Source organism: Bradyrhizobium sp. DN3 (assembly GCF_041357655.1).
Lineage (GTDB): Bacteria > Pseudomonadota > Alphaproteobacteria > Rhizobiales > Xanthobacteraceae > Bradyrhizobium.
Genome location: NZ_JAULLN010000002.1, coordinates 171,346 through 188,045, shown reverse-complemented (window position 1 = coordinate 188,045; position 16,700 = coordinate 171,346). Strand labels below are relative to the sequence as shown.

The following is a 16,700-nucleotide window of genomic DNA, read 5'->3' as shown; positions in this document are numbered from 1 at the left end:
TTACCCCGCAACTTCCAGACCCATCGAACGGGCGGAGCCCTCGACCATCTTCATGGCCGATTCGATGGAGTCGCAATTCAAGTCCTTCATCTTCTTCTCGGCGATCTCGCGCACCTGCGCCTTGGTCACCTTGCCGGCCTTGTCACGGCCCGGCGCCTTCGAGCCGGACTGGATCTTGGCAGCCTGCTTGAGGAAGAACGACATCGGGGGGGTCTTCATCTCGAAGGTGAACGAACGATCGGCGTAGATCGTGATCACCACGGGAATCGGAGTGTTCTTCTCTTCCTTCTGGGTCTGGGCGTTGAACGCCTTGCAGAACTCCATGATGTTGAGACCGCGCTGACCGAGCGCGGGACCGATCGGGGGCGAAGGATTCGCCGCGCCGGCCGGGACCTGAAGCTTCAGGTATCCGGTCACTTTCTTTGCCATGTATCACTCCTGTTGTGCCGGCATGGCCGGCGGTTTCAGGTTCGTGGTCTGGGTCGAATGCGGCTGGCAACCGCCCTCTCCCTCCCACGGCCTCTTGCTGCGCAAGACCGAAGGTCTCACGCGTACCCGGTCAGACCTTCTCGACCTGACCGAATTCCAGTTCGACCGGCGTGGCGCGGCCGAAGATCGACACCGCGACCTTCACGCGCGAGCGCGCCTCGTCGATTTCCTCGACCACACCCGAGAACGAGGCGAATGGGCCGTCGGCCACGCGCACGTTCTCGCCGATCTCGAACGAGACCGACGCCTTCGGCCGTTCCACGCCCTCCTGCACCTGGTGCAGGATGCGCATGGCCTCGGCTTCCGAGATCGGCATCGGCTTGTTTTCAGCGCCGAGGAAGCCCGTCACTTTCGGCGTGTTCTTGATCAGATGGAACGCCTCGTCGGTCAGCTTCATCTTCACCAGCACATAGCCGGGGAAAAACTTGCGCTCGGCGTCGATCTTGCGGCCGCGGCGCACTTCCGTGACCTTCTCGGTCGGCACCAGCACCAGCTCGAACAGCTCCTCGAGCCCGCGTTGCTTGGCCTGCTCGCGGATCGATTCGGCGACCTTCTTCTCGAAGTTCGAATAGGCGTGGACGATGTACCAGCGCTTGTCAGACACTTGAGCGGTTGCTGTTGCCATCAGTGAATGCCCAGAAGGAAAGTGATGAGGTAACGGATGATCTGGTCGGAGGCGAAGAAGAAGATCGAGGCCACGGCGACCATGACGAACACCATGATGGTGGTGATGGTGGTCTCACGACGGGTCGGCCAGGTGACCTTGGCGGTCTCCGAGCGCACTTCCTGCAAGAACTTGAACGGGCTGACTGCCATCGTTTGATGTCCAACGTCCGTCGCAAGACGGCTACTGATTTCGAAGGGATCCGAACAGCCGCCTTTGGCCCAGCCCTCGTCTGAAGGATGAGCCGGAAACCGGGCTCGATTGTTCGGGGATTTCAAAGCCGCGCCGGAAATCCGCGTCTAACGGGCCGGCTGCGAGTGCGGGGTAGATACTGCGGATAGGGCCAAAGGTCAAGATATTGGGAGGGCTCGCGCGGCGAGCCAGTGTCCCGGGCAGCCATGTAGAGCCCAAGGTGGATCAAGGACTTATCCACCCCTCCCTGCGAGCCGAAATCCAGGCTTCGAGCCGGTAGCCGCGACGCTGGGAGGCACTCGCCTCCAAGCGGCCCCTGACCGGCCTCGCCGGATCAGTCGGCCCGGTCGACCATGGAAATCCCCGGCAGCGGCACCACGAATTTTCCGCCCTCGGCGAAATAACGGGCATGCTTGGACCGGATCGGGTCGACGTAACGCCAGGCGAAGACGACGACGAACGCCGGCTTGCGCTCATACAGCGCCGCAGGCGGCAGGATCGGGATGTCGTAACCCGGTCCGGCCATCACGTTCCCCTTCTTCGGATCGTCGTCCACCAGGAAATCGATTTTGTTCTCCAGGCCGAACTGCGGCAGCAGCGTCGTGGTGCCAACCGAAACGCCGTAGCCGGCGACCAGCTGACCGCGCGCATGGGCGGCATCAGCCATCGCAACCAGCTCGTCGCGGATGGCCGCGATTCTCTTTACATAGGGCGCGTAGTAGGCCGGCTGATCGACGCCGAGCCGATCTTCCTCGGCGATGAACCGCGCGACCTCCGCCGACGGCTTCTTGGCACCGCCGGCGCGCTGCACCGTCACCCGGATCGAGCCGCCCTTGGTCCAGATGTGCTGGACGTCGATCACTTCCATGCCGAGCCGGGCGAAGAAGCGCGTCAGCGGCTTGATGTTAAAATACGACAGATGCTCGTGATAGACGGTGTCGAGCAGGTTCTTCTCGGTGACGTCGACGCCGTATTGCGTTTCGAAGACGAACAATCCGTCCGGCGCGAGCACGTCGCGAACCCCGATCACCAGCGGATCGAGATTGTCGACATTGGCGATCATGTTGTTGGCGATCACGACGCTCGCCGCGCCATGGCTCTTCAGGATGCGGTGCCCGACGGCGTCAGTGAAGAAATCGCCGATGGTTTCGATGCCGGCCTCGGTCGCGCGCCGCGCAATCTCGACGGCGGGATCAACGCCCAGCACACGCATGCCACGCTCCTTGAAGAAGCCGAGCAGCGACCCGTCGTTGCTGCCGAGTTCGACGACGAGTGAACCCGGCGCGACGCCGAAGCGGCTGACGACATCGTTGGCATAGCCTGCGAAATGCTCCCGCAGGCCGAGCGACAGCGAGGTGGTGTAGACGTAGTTGCGGTACTGGATCTCCGGATTGCCGACATGGAGAATCTGGAGGTGGCCGCAATCCCTGCACAGATGCAGCGCCATCGGTACCGCGGCCCGGAAGACGGGATCGTCGACGCTGGCGTTCGGCACCTGGAAGTTCGGCGTGCCAATGGGCATGCCTGCCATCGGAACGACCAGCTCCTGCTTGTCCGAATGACAGAGGCGGCAAGTATGGCGGACGTAGAACAGGTTTTTCATCATGGAACCGAAAAATGAGATGCGCGAGCGAGTGAGGCAGTCCCACCCTGTGAAGGCCAGATCGGCAATGGGCTCAAGCGGGTCATGGGTGGCTCGAGACTTCCTTGCCCTGCCCTAGCGCGAAGCTGGGCGTCCCCTCCGCCGCCTTGGCGGCCTTGTCCGCCGAATACGAGCCGCGCTCCGGACTCGCCAGCCAGATCACGCCGCCGACGAGCCCGATGATCACGCTGATGGCGCCGAGCAGGAGCGAGACCGACAGCGCTTCCTCGGACGGCACGCCCGCCAGCCCGAGGCAGGCGACCATCGCCCCTTCGCGAACGCCCCAGCCGCTGATCGAGATCGGAACGGCCGTCAACAGCACCACCGGCGGAATCAGGATGCCCGCGTCGAGCACGGAGAGCTGCGCTCCGACGCCACGCGCCAAGGCGTAGCAGGCCGCCGCCGTCACCAGATGGATGAGGAGCGCCGATCCGAACAGCAAACCACGGCGCTCGGATTGCAGGAGAAGAAACCTGACGAGCGTTCCGAACCGGACGAAGCTTGCGATCGCGGGAAGCGCGATGAGGCGTTTCGGCAAACGATCGAGCGTCAACAGGACCATGGTGCCGGCGACTCCCGCCAGCGTCAGCCCGCCGATGGCCAGGATCGCGGCCTGATTGGACACGCGCGACACCAGGAACGGCAGTCCGGCCACCATCAGCACGATCAGCCCGATCAACGCCGTGAAACGGTCCGCCGCAACGCCCTTGACCGCCTCCGGCCACTGCACGCTGCGCTGCCGCAGCAGCCACATCCGTACCGCATCGCCACCGACCGACGAGGGCAGCACCTGATTGAACCAGAGGCTGATCATCAGGATCCGCCAACCGGCGAACCAGTCCAGTGGCACGCCGAGCGCGCGCATGATCAGCTCCCACCGGCCGTTGAGCACGAAGGTCTGAAAGAAGATCAGCGCCAGGGCGAGGACGAACAAGACGGGATCGACGGAGACGAGATGGTTGCGCAACTGATGCAGGTCGAGACCGCGCGCGATGTAGACCAGCACCGCGACTGACAGCAGCAGCTTCACCGAAAATAGGGCCGCCTGCTTGAACCGCGACTGCATCGGGGGCTCGCCTCAGGATGCCGGATATTCCGCGCGACCGATGACGAGGTCGATCGCGGCCATCATCCAGAACTGGTGCGTGGTCTCGACAATGTTGTAGCTGCGGCTGTCCACCCAGAAATTGACGTCGCCGAGATTGCGCAGGGGATTGTCCGCATTCATGCCCGACAGCGTGATGACGTCGAGCTTCATTGTCCGCGCCTGCGCAACCGCATTGAGGATGTTCTTCGAGCGCCCCGACGAGCTGATGGCGACCAGACAATCGCCGGCGCGGGCGCTCAGCCGCACCGCATGCGCGATCCAGTCTTCGAACCCATAGTCGTTGGCGAGGCACGACATCATGCTTGCATCGCTGAAGCAAAGTGCAGGCACCGATGCATTCTTCGCCAGATCGATCGCAAGATGCGAGGCAATGCCGGCGGAACCACCATTGCCGATGAAGATGACGCGACCGCCCTGCTCACGCGCGCGCAACCAGGTCGCGCGGGTGGCGGAGATCCTTGCAAAAATAGCGTCATCGACGGCGGTCGCGCGATGCAGGCGCCCCATGTAATCGGCGAGGAACGCCTTGTGATCGGGATCGACGGACTCGGCAGGCATGGGCTGGCGGCTCGACTGCAACATGAGGCCCTGATACCGGCTATCACCAGGGATTGCAAAGGTATAATGCTTGCAAAAGCGGCGAGCGACTGGTAGTCGGCCTTTCGGGTTTCACTCAACATTGGCGGCGCCCGCAGGGCATTCGCACTACGGATGTTCCCTATGAAGTGCATCGTTACTGGCGGCGCCGGTTTCATCGGCAGTCACCTCGTCGATCGCCTCCTCGATGACGGCCACGAGGTGATCGCGCTCGACAATTTCGTCATCGGACGTCCCGAAAATCTTGCGTCGCGCGCCAAATCGGACCGGCTCAAGGTCGTGCGCGCAGACGTCACCGAGGCCGACTCGATCAGACCGTATTTCCACGGTTTCGATTGGGTCTTCCACCTCGCGGCGCTGGCTGACATCGTCCCATCGATCGAATCGCCGATCCCGTATCACCGCGCAAATGTCGACGGCACGGTCAACGTTCTCGAAGCCGCGCGGCACGCAGGCGTCAGCCGCTTCGTCTACGCGGCTTCGTCGTCCTGCTACGGCATTCCCGACATCTATCCGACGCCTGAGAGCGCCGAGATCCGGCCGATGTATCCTTACGCTCTCACCAAGAATATCGGCGAGCAATGCGTCATGCACTGGGCCCAGGTCTACAAGTTGCCGGCCGTGGCGCTGCGCCTGTTCAACGTGTACGGGCCGCGCCATCGCACCACGGGCACCTATGGTGCCGTGTTCGGCGTGTTCATGGCGCAGAAGCTCGCGGGCAAACCCTTCACGGTGGTCGGCGACGGCGAGCAGACGCGCGACTTCACCTTCGTCAGCGACGTCGCCGATGCCTTCGTGACCGCCGCGCGCTCCGATGTCTCGCACGAGATCTTCAACGTCGGCTCGGACAACACCTACAGCGTCAACCGGCTGGTCGAGCTTCTCGGTGGTGACAAGGTCCACATTCCCAAACGTCCCGGCGAGCCCGATTGCACCTACGCCGACATCACCAAGATCAAGCGGGTCCTGAAATGGGCACCGAAGGTGAAGTTCGAGGACGGCGTCGCGACGATGCTGAAGTCGATGGACCAGTACAAGGATGCGCCGCTGTGGACGGTGGATAAGATCGCCGACGCCACCAAGGACTGGTTCAAATATCTCGGTGACGACAGCGATGCGGCGTCCGGGATGCCGAAGGCAGGCCGTTGAGCAAGCTCATTCCACCTCGACGCCCCTGCCTCCAACCGACTATTTCCGGGCCGGCCAGACCGCCCCGCGCCTTGGGTAATTCACATGGCTAATGCTTCGACTGACAAGCCGCCCGTCCATCCGGCACCACACCAGAAGATCAAGACGATCGAGCAACTGGGCGAGATCGCGCGGGCGGCGCAAGCCGAGGGCCGGACCGTTGCGCTCTGCCACGGCGTGTTCGACCTCGTGCATCTCGGCCACGTCCGGCACATCCTGGCGGCGCGCAACGAGGCCGACGTGGTGATCGTGACCGTCACGGCCGACCGATTTGTGAACAAAGGCCCCGGACGGCCGATCTTTCCGGAGAGCATGCGCGCCGAGATGCTGGCCGCGCTCGGCACGGTCGACTGGGTCGGCATCAATCAGACATCCAGCGCCGAGCCGGTCCTCGATACCGTGCGCCCCGACATCTACGTGAAGGGCTCGGACTACGAAAATCCGGAGGATGACGTCACCGGCAAGATCGCCACCGAGCGTGAGGCCGTCGAACGTCATGGTGGCCGCATCGTGTTCACGCGCGACGTGACCTTCAGCTCGTCGTCGCTGATGAACCGCTACTTCGACATCTACGATCCCCCTCTGCGCGACTACCTCCAGAAGGTGCGCGAAAGCGGCGGCGCCGAACGCCTGCTGAAGCTGATCGACAAGATCCAGGACATGCACGTCGTGCTGGTCGGCGACACCATCATCGACGAATACCAATACGTCACGGCGCTCGGAAAGGCTTCGAAGGAAAACATCGTCGCGACCCTGTTCAAGAATGGCGAGCAATTTGCGGGCGGCGTCATTGCCGCGGCCAATCACGTGGCGAGCTTCTGCAAATCGGTGGAGATCGTCACGACGCTGGGTGGCAACGACTACCCCGAAGAGTTCATCCGCGCGCATGTCCGTCCGAACGTCACGCTCACGCCGATCCGCATTCAGGGCCGTCCGACCACCCGCAAATTGCGGTACGTCGAGTTGGGCTATCTGCACAAGCTTTTCGAAGTCTATACCATGGACGACACGCCGCTCGACGAGTCCGAGCGCAAGGAGATCGACCGTATCACCGCCGAGCGCGTGCGCGGCGCTGACGTGGTCATCGTCACCGATTTCGGTCACGGCATGATCGCATCCAGCACCATCGACACGCTGATCGCGAACTCCAAGTTCCTTGCGGTCAACGCGCAGAGCAACAGCGGAAACCACGGCTACAATCTGATCACGAAGTATCCGCGCGCCGACTACGTCTGCATCGACGCGCCAGAAGCGCGTCTGGCGGCCACCGACAAGTTCAACGACATCGCGTCGGTGATCCAGGGCGGCCTGCACGGCAAGATCGATTGCCACAACATGATCATCACGCACGGCTCCTTCGGCTGCTACCCCTTCTCGTCGAAGACTGGTGTTGCGCGCGTACCCGCCTTCACCAAGACCGTCGTCGACACGGTCGGTGCCGGCGATGCCTTCCTGACGATTACGGCGCCGCTGGTGGCAGCCGGCGGCAATATCGAGGACGTCGCCTTCATCGGCAACGCGGCAGGCGCGATCAAGGTTGGCATCGTTGGCCACCGCAGCTCCGTCGAGAAGGCACCGCTGGTCAAATTCGTCACCGCCTTGTTGAAATAGCGCAAAAGAGAAATTCTGGAGAGCGACAGTGATTGGTCAGAAATGGAATGTGATGGTCACCGGTGGCGCCGGCTATGTCGGCAGCGTACTGGTTCCCCAGCTGCTGGCGGCGGGCCACAAGGTCACGGTCCTCGACCTCTTCATGTACGGTGACGACGTCTTCAGCGCCGTTCGCGACAATCCGAACCTGCGCCTGATCAAGGGGGACATCCGCGATGAGGCCGCGATCAACGAGGCCCTGCGCGGCAACAACGCGGTGATCCACCTCGCCTGCATCTCCAACGACCCCTCGTTCGAACTGGATCCGGCGCTCGGCAAGTCCATCAACTACGACTGCTTCCGTCCGATGGTGCGCGCTGCGAAGAAGGCCGGCATCAAGCGCTTCATCTATGCCTCCTCCTCGAGCGTCTATGGCATCAAGGACGAGGCCGAGGTGACCGAGGAGCTGTCCTGCGAGCCGCTCACGGACTACTCGAAATTCAAGGCGATGTGCGAGACCGACCTCGCCGACGAGGCCGCGTCCGGCTTCGTCACCTGCACGGTTCGTCCCGCCACCGTCTGCGGCTACGCACCGCGGCAGCGCCTCGACGTCGTCGTCAACATCCTGACCAACCTGGCGGTCAACACCGGCCGCATCCGCGTGTTCGGCGGAACGCAGAAGCGCCCCAATCTGCACATCGAGGACATGTCCGCGGCCTATCTGTTCCTGCTGCAGCAGGATGACGCGAAGATCGACGGCAAGACCTACAACATCGGCTACGAGAACCACTCGCTGATGAAGATCGCCGACATCGTCAAATCGGTGGTCGGAAATAATGTCGACGTCGCCGTCGAGCCGACCGACGATCTTCGCTCCTACCACGTCTCCTCGGAGAAGATCCGCCGCGAGCTCGGATTTGCGCCGACGCACACGATCGAGCAGGCCGTGTCCGGCCTCGTGGACGCCTTCAAGGCCGGCCGGCTGCCGAACTCGCTCAACGATCCCCGATACTTCAACATCAAGATGATGCAGAACATCAGCCTGAAGTGAGCGGCGTGCGGATCGGCATCGATTTCGACAACACCATCATCTGCTACGACAAGGTCTTTGCCCTTGTCGCGCGTCAGCGCGGGCTGGTGCCTGAGGGCTGGAAGGGGCTGAAGACCGAGGTGCGGGATTATCTGCGGTCCCGCGCGGGCGGCGAGCTTGCCTGGCAAGGCCTGCAAGGCTTCGTCTACGGCAAAGGAATTGGCGGCGCCGAGATCTATCCTGGAGTCCGCGAGTTCCTCGCGGCGTGCCGCAAGGCCGGCGCGAGCGTCTATATCGTCAGCCACAAGACGCGGTTCGGCCATCAGGATCCTGACCGCGTCGATTTGCGCGACGCCGCGCGCGGCTGGTTGAGGGGCGCGGGCCTGATCGACGCCGCCGATGCGGCGCTGGCCGAGGGCAATATCTATTTCGAGGATACGCTGGCGGCCAAGGTCGAGCGGCTCGCGAGCCTGCAGCTCGATATCTTCATTGACGATCTCGTCGATGTTTTCGAGCAGCCGCATTTTCCGAAGGCGACGCGGTCGATCCTGTTCACGCAGTCGAGGGCTCCTCACCCCGTCCATTGCGAGCCGGTCGCGACCTGGGCCGATATCCACCGCGGAGTGTTCGCGGAATGAGTGAGCCGGACATCAGCGCGGAGGATGCAATCTCGATCGGCAGCCGCTTGGCCGGGGCGCGGGTCGCGGCCGCCCAACCGGCGCGGTCCGGCGGCAACAACCGCGTGTTTCGGCTGGAGATGGCGAAGGGACCGCCCCTCGCCCTCAAGCACTATCCATCCGACGGGCGTGATCGCCTCGGACAGGAATATGAAGCGCTCTCGTTTCTGTCGCGCCACGGCATCACGTCGATACCGCGGCCGATCGCGAGGGATGCGGATGCGTTCTGCGCGCTGTATCAATGGTTCGACGGCGATCCGGCGAGCCTGCGCCCCCAGGACGACGATGCCGACCAGCTGGCCGATTTCCTGATCGAGCTGCAAAAGCTGCGCAACGCGGAGGGCGCGCAGAGTTTGCGCAACGCGTCGGCCAGCATCTTCTCGCCCGATGAAGCCATCGCCCAGTACGAGCAACGCCTCGACGGGTTGAGGCGCGCATCGCAGGATCATCCGGACCTGCGCGCGTTCGTGGACGGGAGCCTGGTTCCCAGCACCGCCAGCGCGATCCGGCAACTCCGTCGACGCTATGCGGAAATTGGCCGGGATCCCGCAGCGGACCTGGCGCCGGCCCATCGCGCATTGAGCCCGTCGGATTTCGGACTGCACAATGCGCTGCGCGCCGAAGACGGCAGGCTGCGATTCATCGACTTCGAATATTTCGGCTGGGACGATCCGGTCAAGCTCGTGTCCGACACCGCGATTCATCCCGGCAGCGATCTGCCCGAGGCCGGCGCAAACCGATTGATCGAACGACTCTCGCGCGCCTTCGAGGCTGGGGATGACGCGTTTGCGATCCGCCGTGACGTCCTGTATCCTGTGTTCGGGGCGATTTGGTGCCTGATTGTCCTGAATGCCTATTTGCCGGAAAGCCGCTCCCGGCGCGCCCTGGCCATGCAAGGTGGCGATTTGACGGTCCGCCTCGCCGGTCAGCTCGACAAAGCCCGCCGGCTCCATCAAACGATTTGCCAACGTGATCCAGATCTCACCACACGCTGAAGCCGCCCTCACCTGCCCGCTGGATGAGCGCAGCCTTTATCTGCGCCGCCTGGTCCTCGGTTCTGTCCGCTCGGCGGGACGCGGACATGTCGGTCCTGCCCTGTCGCTGATCGAGATGGTCCGCGTGCTCTACGACGACGTGCTGCGGATCGATCCGAAGAACCCGCGCGATCCCAATCGCGACCGCGCGATCCTCAGCAAGGGCCACGGTTGTCTGGCGCTCTATGCGCTATTGGCCGATCGCGGTTTCTTCCCGCTGTCGGAGCTGGAAGGCTTCTGCGGTCCCGACAGCATCCTGGGCGGACATCCCGAATACGGCATGGTGCCGGGGGTCGAGGCCTCGACCGGCGCACTTGGGCATGGCCTGTCGATCGGTGTCGGCCTCGCGCTCGCCGCACGCATGCGCGAGCGCACCTACCGCACCTTCGTCCTGCTCGGCGACGGCGAGATCAACGAGGGATCGGTGTGGGAAGCCGCCATGGGCGCGGCCAAGCACGGCCTCGACAATCTGGTCGCGCTGATCGACTACAACAAGCTCCAGAGTTATGGGCCCACCGACTACGTTCTGCCGCTGGAGCCGCTTGCGGACAAATGGCGCAGCTTCGGCTTCGCCGTGCAGGAGCTCAACGGCCACGACGTCGGCACACTGCGCACGGTCCTGAAGCAGGTTCCGGCCGTTCCGGGGAAACCCACCGCCATCATCTGCCATACCGTCAAGGGCAAGGGTCTGCCTGCGGCGGAATCCAACGCCGATTGGCATCACAAGAACAAGCTGACCGACAGCGAGCTCGACGCCATCCGCGTCGCCGTCGGCGATTTTTGATCGGCTCCCCATGCGCAACACAACCATGAACATGGTCCACAAGCTCGCCACGCGCGACGAGCGGGTGCTTTACATCGGCTCCGATCCGGGCGCGGGCACCTTGCGCGCGATGAGCAAGGAGTTTCCCAAGCGCCATCTGATCGAGGGCATTTCGGAAGCGCACATCATCGGCATGTCGGCCGGTCTCGCGATGGAGGGCTTCGTGCCCTACGTCAACACCATCGCGACTTTCCTCACCCGCCGCTGCTACGAGCAGGTGGCCGTCGACCTCTGCCTGCACAATCTGCCGGTGCGGCTGATCGCCAATGGCGGCGGGCTCGTCTACGCGCCGCTCGGCCCGACCCACCAGGCGATCGAGGACATCGCCATCATGCGGGCGCTGCCGAACATGACGGTGGTCTGCCCGTGCGATGCCGACGAAGCGGCGCGCATGATGGAGCAAACGCTCGACTGGACCGGGCCGATCTACATCCGGCTCGGAAAGGGCGGCGACGCCGTCGTCTCGAAGGCGGAGCACGGCTTTGAGATCGGCAAGGCTATCCTGATGCGGCCGCCGGGCGACGTTCTCATGGTGACCACAGGCATCATGCTGCAGCGGGCGCTGGCCGCAGCCGACCTCCTGACCGCACAAGGCATTCGCGCCGGCATCCTGCACATGCATACGGTGAAGCCGCTCGACACCGCGGCACTGCTGCAAGCGATCCGCGGCACCAAGCTCGTCGCGACGCTGGAGGAGCACGTCCCCTCCGGCGGCCTCGGCAGCGCGGTTGCGGAGGCGCTGATCGACAAGCTCGGCTCCGGCCTGCCCGCGATGCTGCGGCTGTCGCTGCCGGACCGCTTCATGCACAATTACGGCTCGCAGGACTCGCTGCTGAAGAAGCACGGCCTTTCCGCTGGCGCCATCGCGACCTCGATCGAGCGCACACTTGCCGCCTCGCCCACCTCCTCTCCTCAACTTCATTCCACCTGACGGGTCACATGTACGACGTTCGATATTCCTATCTGCTCGAGCAATTCGCCGACCCCGCTCCGATCCTGGCCGAGATCGGCCGCCTGGTGGCGACCGGTGATTTCACCCTTGGCAAGCCGGTCGCCGAATTCGAGCGGCGCTTTGCCGAATTGATCGGCGTCCGTCACGCCATTGGCGTCGGATCAGGCACCGACGCGCTCAAGCTGCCGCTCAAGGCGCTCGGCATCGGCCATGGCGACGAGGTCATCACCGCCGCCAATACGTTCATTGCGACCGTCGGCGCAATCGCTGAAACCGGCGCGACGCCGGTGCTTGTCGATTGCGACGATTCGTTCTGCATGAATGTCGACCAGGTCGAAGCGGCGATCACCCCGAAGACCAAGGCGATCATGCCGGTTCAGCTGACCGGTGAGGTCACCGACATGGGCAAGCTGATGCCGATCGCCCAGCGCCACAATATCCCGGTCGTCGAGGATGCCTGCCAGGGCATCCTGTCCGAGTTTGCCGGGAAGCGCTCCGGCACCCATGGCATCGCAGCCGGCTTCTCGCTGCATCCCCTCAAGAACCTCAACGTCTGGGGCGATGCCGGCGTCGTCGTCACCAATGACGACGGGATGAACGAGCGGCTCCGCCTCATCCGCAACCACGGCATGAAGAACCGCGACGAGATCGCGATCCTCGGCTGCAACTCGAGGCTTGATTCGCTGCAAGCTGTCGTCGGCAACTGGCTGATCGGCCAGACCAGCGAGATCACGCGGCGCCGGATCGAGAACGCGGCCTATTACGACGCGGGCCTTGCCGGTCTGCCCGGCCTGCGCATCCCGCCGCGCCGGCCCAACGTGAAGCACGTCTACCACCTCTACATGGTGTTCGCCGAGCGCCGCGACGAGCTTTACAAGCACTGCCTGGACAACGGCGTCGAGGCCAAGATCCACTATCCGATCCCGCTGTATCAGCAGGAAGGCCTCAAGCATCTCGGCTACGCCCCGGGGACCTTCCCGGTCACTGACCGCCATGCCAAGGAGGTCATCAGCTTCCCCGTGGACCAGCATCTGACGCGCGCGCAGCAGGATCGCGTCATCGAGACCGTTCGGAAGTTCTGCCATGGACGCTGACACCGGCCGCCGTCGCATCGGTTACGTCAATCTTCCCGCGCAATTCGAGGAAGAGCGCGGCGAAATCATGCAGGCGGTCGAGGGGGTGTTCCAGCGCGGCGATTTCATCGGCGGGGCGGCGGTCGCAAAGCTCGAGGAGGAATTGTCCGCCTATCTCGGCTCGCCGCATGTCGTGACGCTGAATTCCGGCACCGATGCGCTGATCCTCGCCATGAGGGCGCTCAACATCGGTCCAGGCGACGAGGTCATCACCCCGCCGAATTCGTTCGTGGCATCGACCGCCGCGATCATCGCGGTCGGCGCCACGCCGGTCTTTGCCGACGTGCTGCCGGACCAGAACATCGATCCGGCCGCGGTCGAGGCCGCCGTCACCCCGCGGAGCAAGGCGATCATGCCGGTGCACCTGACCGGGCGCATGGCCGACATGACCCCGCTGATGGCGATCGCCACCAAGCACGCTCTCGCCGTGATCGAGGACAGCGCGCAGGCCGTCGGCTCGACCTATGACGGACGAATGAGCGGCACCATCGGAACGTTCGGCTGCTTCTCCGCCCATCCGCTGAAGAATCTCAATGCCGCGGGCGACGCTGGCTTCGTCGTCACCGCCGACGCCGAGCTCGCCGCGAGGCTTCGGCGCCTGCGCAATCACGGCCTCATCAACCGCAGCGACGTCCAGGAATGGGGCATCGTGTCACGGCTCGACACGCTTCAGGCCGAGGTGCTGCGAATCCGCCTGCGCCATCTGCCCTCCGTGATCGAACGCCGGCGGCGCAACGCTGCGCAATACCGCGCCGAACTCGCAGGCCTGCCCTTGTTCATTCCGCCCTGCCGCAACATCGAGTTCAACACCTTCCATACCTTCGTCGTGCAGACCGAACGACGCAACGACTTCCAGAAATATCTGGCCGACAAGGGCATCGAGACCGCGATCCACTATCCGATACCGATCCACCTCCAGCCGGCGGCGGCGCATCTCGGCCACGGACGCGGCACGTTTCCGGTGACGGAACGGCAGGCGGATCAGATCCTCACCCTCCCGATCAACCAGTTCCTCTCGGCCGCCGACATCAGCTATATTTGCGCGACTGCCCGGGAGTATTTTGCATGACTGACACGGCTTTCCTTCAGGCCGACGAGCAGGCGCTGGCCCAGCGTTTCATCGACGACGGCTTCGTCACCACGCCGGCCGACGATCGCGCCGGGCTCGACCGGATCCAGCGCCGCGCAGCAGAGCTCGCCGCGGACTATCTGAAGCTGCCGCACAGCAACGAGCCCTACGCGATGCTGGACACCATCCACACGCGCGTGAGCGTGGACGATCTCAACGGCCTGCGGCTGCACGTCTTCAACGGCCTCAACGCCGAGCCCTGGTTCCGACCGACCTATTTCCGTCTGGCGCGTTCGACGATCGAGACCATCGTCGGCAACGAGCTCTGCATGCAGCGCCGCGTCAATCTCAGCATCCAGCTGCCCGGCGACGACTCCTCACTACTCGCCACCCATTCCGACGTCTGGTCGGGCGACTCGCCGTTCGAGGTCGTGGTGTGGGTGCCGCTGGTCGACGTACACCGGACCAAATCGATGTATCTGCTGCCGCCGTCCCTGAATGGCGACATGCAGGACCGGATGGCCAGCCTGCGCAGCGCCGAAGAGCTGTACAAGACGATCAAGCCGCACGCGACCTTCATCGAGATCCCCTATGGCCACGTGATGCTGTTCAACCAGACGCTGATGCACGGCAATCGCGTCAATGAGGAACCCGGCACGCGCTGGAGCATGAATTGCCGCTTCAAGAGCATCATGTCGCCCTATGCGGACAAGCGCTTCGGCGAATTCTTCGAACCGATTCTACTGCGCCCTGCGACACGGGTCGGCATGCAATACAAGCTGCCGGGAGGCTTCCATGGCTGAGCGAGCCGGCCATCGCGGCTATATCGGCGCCCGGCCGCTGAACGGCAGTCGCGCACCGCAGCACGTGCAGAACATCGTGATCCGCGACTATGCGCGGCGGAAGAACCTGCAATATCTGCTCAGTGCCGCCGAGCACACCATGCCCGGCAGCTACATGGTGCTCGAGGACATCCTGGACGAGCTGCCGCGGCTGCGCGGCCTGATCCTCTACAGCATCTTCATGCTGCCGCCCGAAGAGGCACGGCGGCGAGATATCTACGACCGCGTGCTGCGCGAAGGCTGCGATCTGCACGCGGCCGTCGAGGAGATCGCGCTTTCCTCACGGGACGACATCCAGGCCGTCGAGGACATCCTCCTCGTCAATAAATTTGCGACCATCCTGTGACGATGGCACGGACCGGTTGACGATCATGGCCGAGATCAACCTGCTCCAGCCGATGCATGCGTCGACCAAGCGGAACTACGTTCAGCGGGTTGTCGAGCATGACAAGGCGGAATCCGCGACCGTGGCGCGGCAGTGGGGGCGCGATTACTGGGACGGCGACCGCCGCTATGGCTATGGCGGCTATCGCTACGACGGACGGTGGCGCCCGCTCGCCCAGACCCTGATCGATCGCTACGGCATCAAACCCGGCATGAGCGTGCTCGATGTCGGCTGCGGCAAGGGCTACCTGCTCTACGAGTTCACCCAGCTCGTGCCCGACCTCAAGATCGCCGGCATCGACGTCTCCGACTATGGCATCGCCAACGCCAAGGAGGAGGTGCGGCCGCAGTTGAAGGTGGGCAGCGCCGTCGAGCTGCCCTACCCCGATCACAGCTTCGATCTCGTGGTGTCGCTCGGTGTGCTCCACAATTTGCCGCTCGAGGACGTGTTCCGCGCGGTGTCGGAAATCGAGCGCGTCGGGCGCGGCGCCTCGAAATATCTGATGGTGGAATCATTCCGCAACGAGCGCGAGAAGGCGAACCTCCTCTACTGGCAGCTCACCTGCCTGAGCTTCCACGGTCCGGAAACTTGGGCCTGGATCTACGATAAATGCGGGTACCGGGGCGACCATGGCTTCATCTTCTTCGAATGAGACGGCCGGCCCGCGCCGGCTGACCTCACTGCGCGCGCAAAACCCGGAAGTGTATTATTCGGACGACGCCATCGTCACGGCGGACGATGCCACGATCGCGGAGCTGAAACGCATCGCCGCCGGCAATCCGCGTCTGCGCAGCCGGCTATGCACGCATCCGGATGCCTCGTCCGGCCTGCACGAGATGCTGATCGTGCATCATCGCGAAGCCTATGTCCGCCCCCACAAGCACTTTGGCAAACCTGAATCGTTTCACCTGATCGAGGGCACCGCCCGGGTCGTGATCTTCGAGGACGACGGCCGCATTCGCGACGTGCTCGAGATGGCGCCCTACGGCCATGGCGCCCTGTGCTATTACCGGATGCCCGAGAAGGTCTTCCACTCGATCCTGATCACCTCGGAGTGGCTGGTGTTTCACGAAACCACCGCCGGCCCGTTCGATCCCTCCCGCACCGCCTTTCCCGACTGGGCGCCCGACGGTAGCGACGCCGTCGCGGTCCAGGACTATGTCACATCACTAGGCACGCTCGCCGCGGAATATCTGAACAAGCGAGCCAAAGCTTAGGACCATGGCCAGCTCCGCCGGGTTCGATGATTGTCGCATGACTGCAGGTCTAAAAGCAGCGGCTCTCC

At 63.7% G+C, this 16,700-nt stretch carries 19 protein-coding genes; 13 read left to right on the top strand and 6 right to left on the bottom strand.

Translation table 11 applies throughout. From position 1 onward, the window contains the following. The 6 genes from rplK to AAE027_RS04205 all read right to left on the bottom strand — a co-directional run bounded on the left by rplK (position 1) and on the right by AAE027_RS04205 (position 4,653). Complete coding sequence (rplK, locus tag AAE027_RS04230) at positions 1-429, bottom strand: 50S ribosomal protein L11 (protein ID WP_006611824.1); 429 nt, start codon at positions 427-429, stop codon at positions 1-3. A 130-nt stretch (positions 430-559) separates the two neighbouring features. After that, a complete protein-coding gene (gene nusG, locus AAE027_RS04225; protein WP_018647229.1) occupies positions 560-1,114 on the bottom strand; it encodes a transcription termination/antitermination protein NusG in 555 nt (184 codons plus the stop codon). Continuing rightward, a complete protein-coding gene (gene secE / locus AAE027_RS04220) occupies positions 1,114-1,305 on the bottom strand; it encodes a preprotein translocase subunit SecE (protein ID WP_091894769.1) in 192 nt (63 codons plus the stop codon). The genes nusG and secE overlap by 1 nt, the downstream gene beginning before the upstream one ends. A gap of 374 nt (positions 1,306-1,679) precedes the next feature. After that, positions 1,680-2,948: a methyltransferase domain-containing protein gene (locus tag AAE027_RS04215; RefSeq protein ID WP_370986045.1), complete on the bottom strand. Its 1,269-nt coding sequence runs from the start codon at positions 2,946-2,948 to the stop codon at positions 1,680-1,682. A gap of 82 nt (positions 2,949-3,030) precedes the next feature. Then, positions 3,031-4,053 (bottom strand): lysylphosphatidylglycerol synthase transmembrane domain-containing protein, encoded by a 1,023-nt coding sequence (locus AAE027_RS04210; RefSeq protein WP_370985633.1) that lies wholly within the window; start codon positions 4,051-4,053, stop codon positions 3,031-3,033. A 12-nt stretch (positions 4,054-4,065) separates the two neighbouring features. Further along, a complete protein-coding gene (locus tag AAE027_RS04205) occupies positions 4,066-4,653 on the bottom strand; it encodes an SIS domain-containing protein (RefSeq protein ID WP_370985632.1) in 588 nt (195 codons plus the stop codon). A 162-nt stretch (positions 4,654-4,815) separates the two neighbouring features. Between AAE027_RS04205 and AAE027_RS04200 the strand changes: the two genes are divergently transcribed. The 13 genes from AAE027_RS04200 (at position 4,816) to AAE027_RS04140 (ending at position 16,632) form a co-directional block, all read left to right on the top strand. Further along, complete coding sequence (locus AAE027_RS04200) at positions 4,816-5,841, top strand: SDR family oxidoreductase (protein WP_370985631.1); 1,026 nt, start codon at positions 4,816-4,818, stop codon at positions 5,839-5,841. Positions 5,842-5,925: 84 nt separating this feature from the next. After that, positions 5,926-7,491: a PfkB family carbohydrate kinase gene (locus AAE027_RS04195; protein WP_370985630.1), complete on the top strand. Its 1,566-nt coding sequence runs from the start codon at positions 5,926-5,928 to the stop codon at positions 7,489-7,491. A 28-nt stretch (positions 7,492-7,519) separates the two neighbouring features. Continuing rightward, positions 7,520-8,521 carry an NAD-dependent epimerase/dehydratase family protein gene (locus tag AAE027_RS04190; protein ID WP_370985629.1) on the top strand — a complete coding sequence of 334 codons (1,002 nt, stop codon included), beginning with the start codon at positions 7,520-7,522 and terminating at the stop codon, positions 8,519-8,521. 5 nt (positions 8,522-8,526) lie between these two features. Continuing rightward, positions 8,527-9,138 (top strand): HAD family hydrolase, encoded by a 612-nt coding sequence (locus tag AAE027_RS04185; protein WP_370985628.1) that lies wholly within the window; start codon positions 8,527-8,529, stop codon positions 9,136-9,138. After that, on the top strand, positions 9,135-10,172 hold the full coding sequence (locus AAE027_RS04180) for a phosphotransferase (RefSeq protein ID WP_370985627.1): 1,038 nt from the start codon (positions 9,135-9,137) through the stop codon (positions 10,170-10,172). Before AAE027_RS04185 ends, AAE027_RS04180 begins: the two co-directional genes overlap by 4 nt. Beyond that, positions 10,147-10,995, top strand: a complete 849-nt coding sequence (locus tag AAE027_RS04175; protein WP_370985626.1) for a transketolase — start codon at positions 10,147-10,149, stop codon at positions 10,993-10,995. Before AAE027_RS04180 ends, AAE027_RS04175 begins: the two co-directional genes overlap by 26 nt. Positions 10,996-11,005: 10 nt before the next feature. Then, positions 11,006-11,965 (top strand): transketolase family protein, encoded by a 960-nt coding sequence (locus tag AAE027_RS04170; protein ID WP_370985625.1) that lies wholly within the window; start codon positions 11,006-11,008, stop codon positions 11,963-11,965. An 8-nt stretch (positions 11,966-11,973) separates the two neighbouring features. After that, on the top strand, positions 11,974-13,080 hold the full coding sequence (locus AAE027_RS04165; RefSeq protein WP_370985624.1) for a DegT/DnrJ/EryC1/StrS family aminotransferase: 1,107 nt from the start codon (positions 11,974-11,976) through the stop codon (positions 13,078-13,080). Then, positions 13,070-14,188, top strand: a complete 1,119-nt coding sequence (locus AAE027_RS04160; RefSeq protein ID WP_370985623.1) for a DegT/DnrJ/EryC1/StrS family aminotransferase — start codon at positions 13,070-13,072, stop codon at positions 14,186-14,188. The genes AAE027_RS04165 and AAE027_RS04160 overlap by 11 nt, the downstream gene beginning before the upstream one ends. After that, complete coding sequence (locus tag AAE027_RS04155; RefSeq protein WP_370985622.1) at positions 14,185-14,991, top strand: sporadic carbohydrate cluster 2OG-Fe(II) oxygenase; 807 nt, start codon at positions 14,185-14,187, stop codon at positions 14,989-14,991. The genes AAE027_RS04160 and AAE027_RS04155 overlap by 4 nt, the downstream gene beginning before the upstream one ends. Continuing rightward, complete coding sequence (locus AAE027_RS04150; RefSeq protein WP_370985621.1) at positions 14,984-15,376, top strand: LIC12192 family sporadic carbohydrate cluster protein; 393 nt, start codon at positions 14,984-14,986, stop codon at positions 15,374-15,376. Before AAE027_RS04155 ends, AAE027_RS04150 begins: the two co-directional genes overlap by 8 nt. A gap of 25 nt (positions 15,377-15,401) precedes the next feature. Next, positions 15,402-16,067, top strand: coding sequence for a class I SAM-dependent methyltransferase (locus tag AAE027_RS04145; RefSeq protein ID WP_370985620.1), 666 nt, complete (start codon positions 15,402-15,404; stop codon positions 16,065-16,067). Then, positions 16,045-16,632, top strand: coding sequence for a WbuC family cupin fold metalloprotein (locus AAE027_RS04140; protein WP_370985619.1), 588 nt, complete (start codon positions 16,045-16,047; stop codon positions 16,630-16,632). The genes AAE027_RS04145 and AAE027_RS04140 overlap by 23 nt, the downstream gene beginning before the upstream one ends. Positions 16,633-16,700: the final 68 nt, after the last annotated feature.